We start from the raw sequence: 12,174 nt of genomic DNA on the forward strand, positions 1-12,174 counted from the left end.
GGAAGGAGAATATCGCAAGCACGACAACGATACATCCGATGAGATGGCGCAATCTCCCCCACATTGCGTACCGAACTTGCCTGCGACCGTGAGGTTCCCCTTCGGCTGAAATATTTCTGGTTGGGCGGGCGACCCGCTAACTTACCATTTCTGCTCTTTATCCACGAAGCCACGCACGGCTATGATAATATATTGCAGGCGCCGCCACGCACTGAATCAGCCCAAAAGAGCCCATCAGAAGGAACTGCTTTCGAGGCGCCGCAAGTGCGGTCACGCCCCCGTTTCAATTGGTTGGTCGGCCGGTTCTTCTCGCTCGGCAATTTCCATCAAATATTCCTGTGTTGCGCCCCGCACCGGACCCAGTTCGGTGCGTTTCGTGCATGGGTCGCATCAAGGTCTCGGACATGTTATCATTGCTTCCTCGCGTTCGGGGGGAAGTGGATGAGCATCGTCCAAAGGGTCAGTCCAGTTCTAGATCAGGCGATTGCCGCAATCCTCAATAGGGCGGACCGGGGAACACCGTCTGGATCAAAGCGGCAGTGAACCAAATCGGCAGGCTGCGCCTGATTTGGTCGCGTCCAACGACGAGATAACCGAGGCTATCGGCGAGGCGGCTACTGCCCTGGGCCTGTTCGTGGCTTTCGATGAGCGCGAGTAGTATCCGTTTAATCGAGCGCGTACTCTGAGCGCCAGCTCTGAAGCTTCTATCCAATCAAATAATTTCTGACTAAATTAAGGTTATGGCAACGCTAGATAAAGACGTTTGTTCAGAGAGTTGATCATGTCGAGCTGCGCGATCTACTAGTTAGGAGCGCAATCAAACTCTGCCACCGAAGCTTGTCGTGTTAGCGAGGAGCTTCAGCAGCGGCTTGAGCGGCCAGAGCAGGAATTGCCTGACGAGACCCGCGGCTGCCCCCAAGTCCCCCTTCATGGCTCTCCACCGATTCACCCCTCCAGTCTTCGTCAGGACCGACCGACTTGGATTCCCTAGGGGATCAACCACGTCAAGGGAGCCTTTGAGGAACTCATGAACTGCCCAAGAAGGTGCCTAAGTGGAAGAAAGCGGTCCAGTCCTGCAAAGATGCATTTGGGACCGGATGATCCTACCTGGAGGTGCGTCAGGCCTTCGAGGCTGCCGCTAAGATTCCTTCGCTCCGACCAGGGCATCCTTGTACCGCAAAATGGGACGAAAGGATCCATTGGCCTGCCAAGCCCGGCGAAACATTTTGCCGCCGCGGCAGTTATACTGCTCCGCGGACGAAAATTCGAGCATGCCTTGAACGATATTAGATTGGCGATACCGCTGGTCGGCGAAGTAGAAGACTCTGCGCCGAGATCGGCTGCGGGCCTGCCTTGGATCAAGGTGGCCGGTTCCTATTTCGTCACCGAGGACGGCGAGTCATGGACGCCGATCGGGCAGAATGATGCGGTAAGCTGGCCCGAACTCAATGGCCTGTTCCGGCGCGCCGATATGGCCGGCGTGGAAGATCATCTCCGTTGGTTAAAGGAAAGCGGCGTCACCTGCCTCAGGCTGATGCTGGAATATGCCCAGGTTCGCCACCGCTATTTCGAGAAGCCGCAGGGCCGCTTCGTGCCGGCGATGGTGCAACTGTGGGACGACCTCTTCCGTCTTTGCGAAAAACAGGGTTTAAGAATCCTGCTCACCCCCTTCGATACGTTCTGGCAGTGGCGCCATTGGCGCCACCACCCCTACAACCGCAATAACGGAGGCGTGCTGGACCACCCGTCGCGATTCCTGGTCTGCACCGATACACGCCGCGCGATCAAGGCGAGGCTGGAATTCGTGGTTCGCAGATGGAGCGGCAGCGGAGCCCTCTTCGCATGGGACCTCTGGAACGAGATCCATCCCGAGCAGGCTCAGGGCAGCGCGGACGGCTTCGGCGCCTTCATCCATGATCTCAGCGATTTTGTGCGCCGCCTGGAAACGTCACTTTACGGCCGCTATCACCCGCAGACCGTCTCGCTGTTCGGACCTGAGCCTCGCTGGCGGCCCCACATGCCGCTGCCCGAGCCGATCTTCCGCCACACCGACCTCGATTTCGCCTCCCTCCATCTCTACGAGGAGGGCACGATCGACGACCCCGGTGACACGGTGGCGCCGGCGCTCGGCATGGCGCGGATCGTGGGAAAGGCGCTTGGCGAAATCCGTGACGGCCGCCCTTTTCTCGATTCCGAGCACGGCCCGATCCACTCGTTCAAGGACAAGAAGATCACGCTCCCCGAACCTTTCGACGATGAATAATTTCCGCCATTTGCAATGGGCTCACCTAGCGGCGGGGGGCGCCGGTGGCGGCATGCGGTGGCCGAACCGCACCCCGCAGGTGCTCACCCCCGGCATGCGGCGGGCGCAGCGTTCGCTGGCCGATTTCCTGCCTTTGATCGACTGGGTTTCGTTCCGGCGTGCCCATCTCGGCGACCAGATGCGGGTTTCCGGGTCCCGACGGCCGCGGCTGTCGCCTGCGGCGACGATTCCCAGGCAGTGGTCTGGCTGGTTCGCCGCGACACGATCGGGCGAAACGGTATGCTTCGTGCCGGCGCTGTGCCGGTTCCGGCCGCCTTGGAGCTGCCCGGGTTGGCTCGCGGCACCTATCGCGTCATCGCCTGGGATACCAACGCCGGCAGGCAAACAGCGGAATGGCAAGCGAATTCGGACGGCTGGCTGAAGCTTGATGTGCCGCCGTTCTCCGCCGATGTCGCGCTTGCCATCCGCGGGGTCTGAGCAGGATGGGGACTGCGCCTGAAGGTATTCATACGCTCGCGATCTGACTTGCCATAGCCCATGATGAGCCGTCCTTGCAAACTCGTCGCCAATGCTGATGTCAGTGATTGCGCCAAGCGAAGTTGCGCGGAGATTCCAAGTGATCTGCGCGCTAAGTGTTGTGCTCGCCCGAACGCGACTGCTGGTCGGCGGCATCGGCCGATCCGCCCAGCGTGTCGGCGACCGTGGCACCTCGCGCGCCCATCGGCTGCTGCGCACCTGTGGTGGTGTCCTTGGCGGTCTGATGCTCCATCTCGGCATTCAGCTCCGCACCCACAATCAGGACAATCACGGAGATCCAGGTCCACATCATCAAGCCGATGACTGCTCCCAGGGCTCCATACGTCGCGTTATAGTCGGCGAAGTTTTCAAGATAATAGGAGAATCCTATCGAGACTGCGATCCAGACCACAGCCGCGAGGAAGGCGCCCCATGTCGCCCATTGCCACTTTGCCCTTTCGCGGCTGGGGCCGTAGCGGTAGATCAGCGTGATCCCGAGGCCGACCATGATCAGCATCATCGGCCACCGAAAGATCCGCACAAGGGCTTCGGTCCAGCCGCCGAGGTTCAGCAGCGCAAGCATGGCCGGCACGATCCCCACTGAGACGATAAAGCCGATACCGATGAGGATGGCGCCAAGTGTGAAGCCCAGGGCCAGGAGATTCAGATGGATAAAGCCGCGCTTTTCCCTCTCCTCGTAGGCGATGTTCATGGCTTCGAATAGCGTCTTGATGCCGTTGCTGGCGCTCCACAGTGCGACGGCAAGGCCGAAGATGAAGCCGAAGCTGAGCGCGCCAGTGTCCTGGGCGGCCAAGGACGCAAGCTGAGATCTGATAATATCCAGACCGCCCGAAGGCAGTACGCCGCCAAGGAACGCAATGTGCTCAGCGATCGTCTGGGGATCGGCGACGAAACCGTAGATGGACACGAACGCGGCAAGCGCTGGAAAGAGGGCAAGGAGCAGATAGAATGCGGCCCCGGCCGCAATCAGCATAACACGGTCCTCAGTTACCTCAGCAAAGAGCCGCCACAGCACGTCCTTCCAGCCGCGGCTGGGAATCTCTGACGGCCATTCGGCATCGCGCCCGCGGCCCTCCCGTCCGGCCCGCCGCTCAAGTTGCACTTGAACTTCGTAAGCGTCGTCGGTTGTTTTCTTCGACATGGCTGCTGGCCCGGAGCATCTTCTTCGCGGGGCAAACGTGTAATAGCGCCAAAGGATGCAGGTGCAGACGTGCGCTCACAAATAAACATCCGCCGACTGCAGAAACACTGCGCCAATCCCATGCGACGAGTTGATTTAATAGCAACACTGCCCTGCCCACGACCCGTCAATGGCTTGTTCGAGCGACCAATGAGAATACGCCAGCTTTTTACCATGTCGGCCATTCGCGGCAGTCGGCTGACTGCGTTTTAACTTAGCGCGGCCGGCCGGCGCGGATTATGGCATGGGCGATCGCGAGCTGCGCCTCTCTCGGCGCGTCCAGCCGGCCTCTAGCATGCAATCGACCATCGCTTGAAAGCCAGGCTCCATCGCCTCCTGACAGTTGAAGCTGGGCGAAATCGCGGACCCTGCACATGGCAATTACCCGAACTCACCCCAGGCAATTACTCGTGCAGACGCAACTCAAAACTTGCGGCTCATAACGACCTGCGAGCGGTGGCTGTCGAACTTGGCCTCGTGAATCCAGTCGTCACCTTGGGGCGGCTTGGCTACCAGGTAGGCATCGGCGGAATGAACTCAAGCCGGCCGGGCGCGGCACTCACAGGTTTGCCCACCTGATCGAGTCTGGGTCGGCGGTATATATTAGCCACACGGAACATAACGTGATTCTAATGGGAGGCGGCAACAAATGTTGCTGATCCGCGTTGCGCTTGATCTGAAGGCCAGCCAGGGAGGAAATCAAAATGGCCGACGACAAGTGCAATAGAGGTTCTGGGGCGGAAACCGCGTCGCGGGTGACGAAAAATATGAGTTCTGCTATTTCGCCACTAAGTTCGGCCTCTCAATACCGCAGGATCCGCGACCTTTTTGGCAAGCACGGTAATGATCGCGAGACCCTGTGTCGGGAGGCTCGGAACGCCGTGACTCAAAAAAGAACGATTCTCGAACAATGACCAACCTTTCACAACTAGGGCCGCCCATTACAGGCAAGCTACATAGCGAAGAGGTCGAGCATGAAAGCGACCATTTCTATCTGTGCCCGACAGGCGACCAAGTTGTAGATGCTCGGGACCTGCGGCGCGTCATCTGGCACGATCAGCCGGGGCACGAGCCGCTGGAACTCGATTCCTGATTTGGTCAACAGGGACTGCGATGTTCGGCAAAGACCTTTTAGTTCGCATGCTCGACCGCCGCGACACCCTGCCGCGAGACGAAATCGCGCTTATTGAGGCTCTTCCGGTCCGGCCGGTAACTTTCGGACCCGATGAGGAGATTGTCAGGGAGGGTTCCCGCCCCGCCGAAAGCTGTCTTATTGCGAATGGTTTCGCAGTTCGAAACCAGGCTATTCGAGAAGGTAAGCGTCAAATAACGGCAATTCACGTGCCGGGAGACTTTGTCGATCTGCATAGTTTACCGCTCAAAGTGATGGATCACAGCGTGAGCGCCCTGGGCTCGTGCGATGTAGTTTTCATTCGACACAAAGACCTGCTCACAGCAATGGGTGGAAGTCCACATCTCACCCGGATGCTCTGGCTTTCAACCACTATCGATGCCTCAATCCAACGAACTTGGATAACCTGTCTCGGGCGTCGCTCCGCCAAACAGCATCTCGCACATGTAATTTGCGAGTTGTATGTCCGCTTAGAAATAGTTGGATTGGCCTCTGACCAGACGTTCGCGATTCCACTGACGCAAGCGGAATTGGGCGACGTGCTTGGTCTATCAGTAGTTCACGTGAATCGGACGCTGCAGGAACTTCGAGCGAAGGACCTGGTTAGCTGGAAAGACGGGAGGATTGTTATCCTGGATTTCCAGCGATTGGCATTACTGGCCGACTTTGATGCGACCTACCTAAATCTCTTTCACGAACCGCGGTGACCGCCTCGGCCAAGACGCGCCAGCGCGCCAATGCGGCGTCAAGATTCTCGTCCATTAAACAATGTGAATGAGCCCTTGCTCCGGATGGATTAAAGCTGGGTTCAACTGGCACAGTTGACGTCCAAAAAGGATTGCACATGCGTGAACTCGAAAACCTCATCGAACAGTATGTAGATGTTCGGAGGCGGCGGCATAGTTTCATATCGACGGGGCTCGCCGTTAAGGCGCTCAAACAGATTGTTCCGGCATGTTCGGTCTCTGATTCCGACCTAGCGAACATGATCGCTAGTCGTGCAATAGACCACGGTCTTCCGGTGAGCTTTGATCTTAATGTGACCTAGGCGTGGTGCTTCATTATACTTCCTGACCATGAGCCCTTGAAATCCGAGCGCGGAGGCGCCGCACGGCCGCCCATACGGCGTGTGCGAATTCCAAGAGAGTCCACAGGCTCGCCGGCTGATGCGCTATTGCTAATTTAGCTCCAAATGATGGAACCTGTTTGCCGCAGGCAAGTTCGTTAGGCAATGGAGGAGATTGCCACCATGAACAATGTCATCTATCTCATCGGCCTCGTCGTCGTAGTGCTTGCGATCCTCTCCTTCCTCGGATTCCATTAGGAGATACCATGCAGCGCGAAGACGATCAGGGCCGTAAGCCGGCCGATTTCGAAACAGCCAAAAGCGAACTGTCCGAGCGGTTCCAGCAGGAAACGCACACCGCGACAGAGGCGCTACATGACGCTCGCGATGAACTCACCAGGAAGGCGGGCGATTACGCTTCGGAAGCGAAGCAGGAATTATTCAACAAAGCCGAGGGAACACAGCGCGATATCAGCTCCAACCTAAAGGCCTTTAGCGGAGCGTTGCGAGCGGCAAGCGAGCATCTGGCCAATAATGATCAACGGACCGCTTCAAAGTTCACCCTTGATGCCGCCGGCGCACTTGAACGCCTTTCATCTTCGTTGAAGGACAAACCATTCGAAGATGTTCTTGGCGAGATGCGGTCGTTCGGCCGCGAAAACTCAGGGGCGCTGATCGCCGGTTCAGTATTGGCAGGCTTGGCGCTGGGGCGGTTTATCAAGAGCTCGCCGCCATCTGCCCGGGCCGAGACACAGAGTCGATCGCAAACACACAGGGATTCAGAAACGGTTTCGAACTCGGATGAGTCCGCTACGCGATCGGCAGAGGCCTCCGACCCGACGCCGGCCCGCTCCAGCCAGCGCGACGATGACTTGGCCGGCGATGATCTGGCCGGCGACGACTGGGCAGGCGCAAGCCTGGAGCAGAACCCATGACCAACAATCAGGAAAGTCGCGGCCTCGCAACCCTCGTCAGCGATCTGGCACAGCAGGTCACAACCCTGCTTCAAACCGAAAGTAGGCTGTTGCGGGCCGAAATTTCGGAAAAAATTAGCAAGGCCGGCGCAGGCGCCGCCGAGGTTCTGGGCGGCGCGATATGCCTTCTCGCGGCCTTGATAGTGCTTTTGCAAGCACTCGTAATCGCCCTGGCGAGTGCCGGCTTGGGAGCGGGATGGTCCTCGCTGCTGGTCGGGATCGTCGTCGCGATACTGGGAATCATTCTCTTGCGCTCTGGCACGAAAAGCATGGCTCCTTCCGAGCTGACGCCCGATCGCACACAAGACCAACTCAAGCGCGACGCGCGCGTGATCAAGGATCAAATCAGATGAGCGACAAATCCGCAGCCGAGCTTGAACGCGATGCCGACATCGCCCGGGCGAAAGTAGCAGACACCGCCGATTCGATCCGCAGCAAGATGACACCGGGTCAATTGATCGACGAATTTACCGGAATGTTCGCCGGCGAAGGATCCGCCATGCTTGGCAACCTCAAGTCGCAAGTCAGGGACAACCCGTTGCCGCTGACGTTGATTGGAGCCGGCCTGGCCTGGCTGATGCTCGGCAACGGCACGTCAGCGTCTAGTTCAGCTGCCGCCGCTTATCGGACAGGAACGGCTCCTGACGCTTTCTCCGACCTGCGCGGCGATGATTTCAGCCAGGGCAACCGAGGGTCCGGAATCGGGGCGATGATCTCCGATACCGCCGGTTCGGTTACATCAGCTGCAAGCGGCGCGGCCGAAGCTGCAACAAATGCTGTGACGGGTGCCAAGGAGAGGATGACCACAACCGCCGGCCAGCTCGGCTCAAGCGCCAGCGAGATAGCGGTTCGGACGCGCCAATCGGCACAGGACCTCTTCGAGCGCGAACCGCTGGCTATCGCCGCAGTCGGCCTTGCGCTGGGCACTGCCATCGGGGTGATGCTGCCCCACACAGCCACAGAGGACGAGCAACTTGGCGCCTACCGCGACAAAATTCGCGATAGTGCGGAGGAGGTTCTCGAAACGGGCCTGGAGCAAGCAAAGCAAGTTGCCGCCGAGGCCTACGAAACGGTCAAGGAAGAGGCCGACCGGCAAGGCTCGGGTGGAGATGCCGACACGCTAGCAGGCAAGGTCGGCAAAGTTGTGGAATCGACCGCAAAGCGAACCGAGGAAGCCATTCGCGATCGTTTGCCGGGGTCGTCGGACGAGTCTTCTACCACCTCATAGCGTCGCCACCAGCCTGAAAAATGACGGGCGTGGTCCATAGGACGTCATCCGGCATCATCGCCGGTCGTAACCACACGGTATCGGAAGTGATTGCGGATGTAGTCGTTGAAATAGCGGCCCTTAACAAAGGCGGCTTTGAACGCGGCGAAGGTCTCCGGCGGCGCGTCGTCAAATTGGTAGCATTACCGCTGGCCATGAACCACGCCGAGAGGGTTCTACGCTCCGGATCGTATTTCGTTTTGCGTATCGAGGTGGACGGCAGGACGGCGGCTCGATCAAAGGCATTCAACGATCGGAGAACCCGTCGAGTTCCTCGTTGGGCGGATTTGGCGCAAGCTCAAGCGCGCGAACCGATCGAGACGATTGGCATCACGGCTCGTCCATCATTCTGCGCGGGGCGCGCGTGCTGAAGTCCCGCCAGAAGCCGACCGCGAAGCCGCAATCGCTCGGCTCACCGAACGGTAAACCAGCCCAGTAGCAATACAGTGGAACCTTTCAAAGCCGCATGCCTTGTCCCTTCTTCATGGAAGGAGATGCGAAATGAGCCTTGACATAGGAAAAGTCGCCATAGCCTTGCTTGGCCTACTTGCCTACAAGAATAGGGACAAGATCGGCGAGTTAATCGCCGGTAGGAACTCGACAGATCCCAAAAGCGCTGGCTCCCCCGGCGGCCTCGGCGATATACTGGACCGTCTCAGGAATGTGGGTGCGGGCGATCAGGTTGATTCTTGGGTCGGTAAAGGATCTAATCACCCCGTTCAGCGCGACCAGGTTGAGGAAGCGATTGACCCGCAAACGTTGAGCGATCTCGCGGAGCAAACGGGATTGTCCCGCGAGGAACTTCTCGATCGGCTCACAAGAGAACTGCCCGACGCAGTGGACAAGCTTACTCCCAACGGCCAGATGCCTGTGAGCAGCGGTCCAACTCTCCTCGACGAGATACCAGGAGCTAGTCGCACCTAGCGCGAAAAACGCCCGCGCCTGCGGGAGAGGTCGTGGGCTGATCGGAGGGGACAATCCGATCTCGCAGCATTTCTATGACCACAGAAATATTGCTGCAGGACGCGAACGTCCTGCCCGGTGCCAGTGCCATACGGAAACAAATGAGCCCGCCGCACTTGCAGGTGCGATGGTCTCAAGCGTTCACCGAGCGATGTGCTCGGAGGTCTGATTGAGTGTGGCAAGAGGCCCTTAGCTGGCCACGGAATCGCTCGCGGAACGTCTCGATCGAGTAAAGTCAGCCCAGCACACATGTGCTAATTCTGACGACAAGGCCTCCAGCATGTTTCGGTCCGCGGCGCGCGGCCTATTTAACTGGACCGTCCGCGATCTTGCCGACAAGTCGGGCGTGCACAGGAACACCGTGACCAGAATCGAGACTGAAGCGACAACGCCAGGGCACTCCATCGCGGCCGTTCAAGCATCCCTCAAAGCGGCCGGCGTCGAGTTCATCCCGGAGAATGGCGGTGGCGCCGGCGTGAGGCTGAAGAAGGATTGACGCGCCGCCCGTGCCCGCGCGATGCCTTAGCGAGGTTTGGGGGAATCATGCACAGAAGTGTCATGGGGCTTGGTGCAGTCACGGCGGGCGCTGTCTCATGCGAGAAGGCGCGAGAGCGCCGGCACAAGCGGATCCTGGACACGATGCGCGACAACGACATCGCGATCATCGGGCGCTGAGATCAGGGCGATCCTGCAAGGCCTCCGGCTTTGCGGGTTTGTTAATCCCGCCCGATCAGGACGCTTCCTGCACTTCCTCGACTTGTGGCGTCACGGGTGCAGGATTAATGACGTAGGTGTTCGAGGTCAGGTCGCTTGTAGATCGGATGATGATACCGTCGTCTCTTAATCGGGCAAACGTTGCCCTTGCGATACGCATGGGCTTGCCTTTGGCATCTGCGGCTGTGACTTTGTTCGACCAGGGAATGTGAGTGATGGTGCCAACGCGCTTGAGAAAGCGCTTTTCCCTCTCGGTCAACTCGATCACGCCCGTTCCTCCATATCGTTGGCAGCGTTTGGTTGGCCGTAACGCCGATGATGCGACTCCGTTCCAAGGACCCACATGCCAAGCGCTCGCGCGGTGCACCAAATTGAGATCGTGTCTTGCTGCCGGTCATCGCCCGTCCTTTGCCTTGCCGTACGCATTCGGGATGGTGTCGGGCGTGTAGATCAGCCCGACTTTCTTGCCGCCGCACTTGGCGCATTTCAGCTTTGGAATGAGGTCATCCGCCATTGCCGGCGCGTCTGGACGCGGCGGCACCGCTTAGGGCTTTCGCGCCCTTGCGGGGCGAAGCTTGCGAGTCACTAGACGTTGCTCCACGATGACCATCATGCGAGGGGCACAGCAATCATGGCCACAAGGTTTCAGTCATCTGAGAGCCGCAGCTTTTGGGCAGGCATTATCCTTTGGTCAATTTTGGATTTTGCGATCGTCCTGGCTATAGCGTCGATCTGGAACGATTGGCCGGCCGCATTGGTGGTGGCCGCGGCAGCCACCATCGCAATTTGGTTGGCTCAAATGGTGCTGGCCCTCTACGGCTTCGCTCGCTACATGGCATACTTCTGGTTTTTTGAGAGGGAGAGCCGAACTAGGGCAACGGTTGATCAGCTTGTTCAACTGAAAATGCCGGCTCCCAATGAGCTTTACAACGACGTTGATGAATATCTGCTGTCGGCGGCAAACGATCCATCAACATCAAACGACGGCAGATTGTTTGCTGGAGCTACGCTCGGCATTTTGGAAGCCACAAGGAAGTTCGGACCCAGGGGCGTCGCTATCTCAACCGCTATGGTCATCGAAGAAAGCCTCCGCCGATATAGTCGTTTGAAGCTGGTTCAAGAATGACCGGTTGCCGAGTGCTTTGCCGTCACTGCGAACGCTCGACAGCAAACGTTGGCGCGTCATCTCCCTCGCCGGCCTGAAGAAATTCAACGACAGCACAAAGAAGTCGCTCGGCCACGATCCTATTCATGGCCCAGCTCAATCGTGCCGCTGTCGGTCTCCGGTTCGAGCAGTCCGATCAGCGGATCGGCCGACATCCATGTGGTGTCGGCGGAGAGCAGTTTGGTGAATCCGGTTTTGCTGGGCTTGCGTTTCATGGTGCCTCCATCGGCTGGAAGAAGCTTCCGGGGGCAGTGTTCGTTCACATGATGCTTTTCCGTTGCCTTTGAGCGCAAGTTTTTGGTCAGCCAGCACAGCGCCTCCTCTTAAGCTCGCTGGTGGTCAAGGCCCGGCGGCCGGCTGATGGTCACCCCAATAGGGCTGCCGGGCCGCTAGAACTTGCTCAACGGATGGCGCGGACTTCATGACCCGGATTAGAACCAACAACCACACCAGCGGCATCCTCTTTGGCGAGGTGCTATATCATGCCGATCCCGAGCACCCGCCGCCATCCTATGTGTCGCAATATGGGGTGCAGGAAGATGAAACGGCTAATCAAATACGACCCTAAGCGCCACATGCGCTACGATCCGGACCTGCTGCCCCGCACGGGGCACAGGTACAAGCCAGCCAAACCGGCCCACGATGCCGTATGGTGGCCCAATGTCATTTCGGTAATTGCTATTGCCGGTTTCTTCTTCCTCACGTTCATCTTGAGCTGACGATGCTACCTTTTGTGCAGGCAGATGGTCTCTCAGGCAGGCCGCTGCTCAGCCATTTGTGCAAGAAGTTCGTACCGCGGGTGCTCATTCCGTCACAAGCCGGCGGAGCGCATTAAGCGAACGGCAAGGCTAAGTGTTCAAATTTGGCTACGATGAGAGCTTCGGCGAGTAGCTTCGCTCTGGGTTGGCATTCG

General features: G+C 58.5%; 16 protein-coding genes and 1 pseudogene. 13 read left to right on the plus strand and 4 right to left on the minus strand.

The window, feature by feature from the left end; all coding sequences use genetic code 11:
• The first annotated feature begins 1,276 nt into the window (after positions 1–1,276).
• Together AC0L3I_RS29875 and AC0L3I_RS29880 are read left to right on the plus strand one after the other, a co-directional pair.
• Complete coding sequence (locus AC0L3I_RS29875) at positions 1,277–2,263, plus strand: glycoside hydrolase 5 family protein (protein WP_473529278.1); 987 nt, start codon at positions 1,277–1,279, stop codon at positions 2,261–2,263.
• Positions 2,264–2,542: 279 nt separating this feature from the next.
• On the plus strand, positions 2,543–2,740 hold the full coding sequence (locus AC0L3I_RS29880; protein ID WP_473529279.1) for a hypothetical protein: 198 nt from the start codon (positions 2,543–2,545) through the stop codon (positions 2,738–2,740).
• A 151-nt stretch (positions 2,741–2,891) separates the two neighbouring features.
• Here AC0L3I_RS29880 and AC0L3I_RS29885 read toward each other — a convergent pair whose 3' ends face one another.
• Positions 2,892–3,941, minus strand: coding sequence for a YihY/virulence factor BrkB family protein (locus tag AC0L3I_RS29885; RefSeq protein WP_473529280.1), 1,050 nt, complete (start codon positions 3,939–3,941; stop codon positions 2,892–2,894).
• A 743-nt stretch (positions 3,942–4,684) separates the two neighbouring features.
• Between AC0L3I_RS29885 and AC0L3I_RS29890 the strand changes: the two genes are divergently transcribed.
• The 6 genes from AC0L3I_RS29890 (at position 4,685) to AC0L3I_RS29915 (ending at position 8,380) form a co-directional block, all read left to right on the plus strand.
• Positions 4,685–4,894 carry a hypothetical protein gene (locus tag AC0L3I_RS29890; protein ID WP_473529281.1) on the plus strand — a complete coding sequence of 70 codons (210 nt, stop codon included), beginning with the start codon at positions 4,685–4,687 and terminating at the stop codon, positions 4,892–4,894.
• Entirely contained in the window at positions 4,891–5,073 is a 183-nt protein-coding gene (locus AC0L3I_RS29895) for a hypothetical protein (protein ID WP_473529282.1), read from the plus strand. The genes AC0L3I_RS29890 and AC0L3I_RS29895 overlap by 4 nt, the downstream gene beginning before the upstream one ends.
• Positions 5,074–5,093: 20 nt before the next feature.
• Positions 5,094–5,819, plus strand: coding sequence for a Crp/Fnr family transcriptional regulator (locus AC0L3I_RS29900; RefSeq protein WP_473529283.1), 726 nt, complete (start codon positions 5,094–5,096; stop codon positions 5,817–5,819).
• A gap of 625 nt (positions 5,820–6,444) precedes the next feature.
• Positions 6,445–7,113 (plus strand): hypothetical protein, encoded by a 669-nt coding sequence (locus AC0L3I_RS29905; protein WP_473529284.1) that lies wholly within the window; start codon positions 6,445–6,447, stop codon positions 7,111–7,113.
• Positions 7,110–7,505: a phage holin family protein gene (locus AC0L3I_RS29910; protein WP_095486764.1), complete on the plus strand. Its 396-nt coding sequence runs from the start codon at positions 7,110–7,112 to the stop codon at positions 7,503–7,505. The genes AC0L3I_RS29905 and AC0L3I_RS29910 overlap by 4 nt, the downstream gene beginning before the upstream one ends.
• The gene (locus AC0L3I_RS29915) at positions 7,502–8,380 is read left to right on the plus strand and encodes a hypothetical protein (protein WP_473529285.1); all 879 of its coding nucleotides are present in this window, start codon (positions 7,502–7,504) and stop codon (positions 8,378–8,380) included. The genes AC0L3I_RS29910 and AC0L3I_RS29915 overlap by 4 nt, the downstream gene beginning before the upstream one ends.
• A gap of 44 nt (positions 8,381–8,424) precedes the next feature.
• Here the strand turns inward: AC0L3I_RS29915 and AC0L3I_RS29920 are convergent.
• Positions 8,425–8,517 (minus strand): annotated as a pseudogene (locus AC0L3I_RS29920) (KTSC domain-containing protein); the annotation flags it as partial.
• A 403-nt stretch (positions 8,518–8,920) separates the two neighbouring features.
• Here AC0L3I_RS29920 and AC0L3I_RS29925 point away from each other — a divergent pair.
• The 3 genes from AC0L3I_RS29925 (at position 8,921) to AC0L3I_RS29935 (ending at position 10,057) form a co-directional block, all read left to right on the plus strand.
• Complete coding sequence (locus tag AC0L3I_RS29925; RefSeq protein WP_473529286.1) at positions 8,921–9,343, plus strand: YidB family protein; 423 nt, start codon at positions 8,921–8,923, stop codon at positions 9,341–9,343.
• A gap of 319 nt (positions 9,344–9,662) precedes the next feature.
• Entirely contained in the window at positions 9,663–9,878 is a 216-nt protein-coding gene (locus AC0L3I_RS29930; protein ID WP_473529287.1) for a helix-turn-helix domain-containing protein, read from the plus strand.
• 47 nt (positions 9,879–9,925) lie between these two features.
• Positions 9,926–10,057, plus strand: a complete 132-nt coding sequence (locus tag AC0L3I_RS29935; RefSeq protein ID WP_473529288.1) for a hypothetical protein — start codon at positions 9,926–9,928, stop codon at positions 10,055–10,057.
• A gap of 55 nt (positions 10,058–10,112) precedes the next feature.
• Here the strand turns inward: AC0L3I_RS29935 and AC0L3I_RS29940 are convergent, their stop codons facing one another.
• Entirely contained in the window at positions 10,113–10,364 is a 252-nt protein-coding gene (locus tag AC0L3I_RS29940; protein WP_473529289.1) for a hypothetical protein, read from the minus strand.
• Between the two features lie 363 nt (positions 10,365–10,727).
• On the opposite strand from AC0L3I_RS29940, the gene AC0L3I_RS29945 reads away from it, so the two are divergent.
• Positions 10,728–11,222 carry a hypothetical protein gene (locus AC0L3I_RS29945; protein ID WP_473529290.1) on the plus strand — a complete coding sequence of 165 codons (495 nt, stop codon included), beginning with the start codon at positions 10,728–10,730 and terminating at the stop codon, positions 11,220–11,222.
• Between the two features lie 119 nt (positions 11,223–11,341).
• Here AC0L3I_RS29945 and AC0L3I_RS29950 read toward each other — a convergent pair whose 3' ends face one another.
• Positions 11,342–11,476 carry a hypothetical protein gene (locus AC0L3I_RS29950; RefSeq protein ID WP_473529291.1) on the minus strand — a complete coding sequence of 45 codons (135 nt, stop codon included), beginning with the start codon at positions 11,474–11,476 and terminating at the stop codon, positions 11,342–11,344.
• A 324-nt stretch (positions 11,477–11,800) separates the two neighbouring features.
• On the opposite strand from AC0L3I_RS29950, the gene AC0L3I_RS29955 reads away from it, so the two are divergent.
• Positions 11,801–11,980, plus strand: a complete 180-nt coding sequence (locus tag AC0L3I_RS29955; protein WP_473529292.1) for a hypothetical protein — start codon at positions 11,801–11,803, stop codon at positions 11,978–11,980.
• The last annotated feature ends 194 nt before the right edge of the window (positions 11,981–12,174 follow it).

Source organism: Mesorhizobium sp. WSM4840, assembly GCF_055811755.1.

Excerpts from the sequence above, each read along its gene's own strand:
- AC0L3I_RS29945 (WP_473529290.1), top strand. The coding sequence starts at position 10,728 with ATGGCCACAAGGTTTCAGTCATCTGAGAGCCGCAGCTTTTGGGCAGGC.
- AC0L3I_RS29900 (WP_473529283.1), top strand. The coding sequence starts at position 5,094 with ATGTTCGGCAAAGACCTTTTAGTTCGCATGCTCGACCGCCGCGACACC.
- AC0L3I_RS29925 (WP_473529286.1), top strand. The coding sequence starts at position 8,921 with ATGAGCCTTGACATAGGAAAAGTCGCCATAGCCTTGCTTGGCCTACTT.
- AC0L3I_RS29895 (WP_473529282.1), top strand. The coding sequence starts at position 4,891 with ATGACCAACCTTTCACAACTAGGGCCGCCCATTACAGGCAAGCTACAT.
- AC0L3I_RS29915 (WP_473529285.1), top strand. The coding sequence starts at position 7,502 with ATGAGCGACAAATCCGCAGCCGAGCTTGAACGCGATGCCGACATCGCC.
- AC0L3I_RS29880 (WP_473529279.1), top strand. The coding sequence starts at position 2,543 with ATGCTTCGTGCCGGCGCTGTGCCGGTTCCGGCCGCCTTGGAGCTGCCC.
- AC0L3I_RS29905 (WP_473529284.1), top strand. The coding sequence starts at position 6,445 with ATGCAGCGCGAAGACGATCAGGGCCGTAAGCCGGCCGATTTCGAAACA.
- AC0L3I_RS29935 (WP_473529288.1), top strand. The coding sequence starts at position 9,926 with ATGCACAGAAGTGTCATGGGGCTTGGTGCAGTCACGGCGGGCGCTGTC.
- AC0L3I_RS29885 (WP_473529280.1), bottom strand. The coding sequence starts at position 3,941 with ATGTCGAAGAAAACAACCGACGACGCTTACGAAGTTCAAGTGCAACTT.
- AC0L3I_RS29910 (WP_095486764.1), top strand. The coding sequence starts at position 7,110 with ATGACCAACAATCAGGAAAGTCGCGGCCTCGCAACCCTCGTCAGCGAT.
- AC0L3I_RS29950 (WP_473529291.1), bottom strand. The coding sequence starts at position 11,476 with ATGAAACGCAAGCCCAGCAAAACCGGATTCACCAAACTGCTCTCCGCC.
- AC0L3I_RS29890 (WP_473529281.1), top strand. The coding sequence starts at position 4,685 with ATGGCCGACGACAAGTGCAATAGAGGTTCTGGGGCGGAAACCGCGTCG.
- AC0L3I_RS29930 (WP_473529287.1), top strand. The coding sequence starts at position 9,663 with ATGTTTCGGTCCGCGGCGCGCGGCCTATTTAACTGGACCGTCCGCGAT.
- AC0L3I_RS29955 (WP_473529292.1), top strand. The coding sequence starts at position 11,801 with ATGAAACGGCTAATCAAATACGACCCTAAGCGCCACATGCGCTACGAT.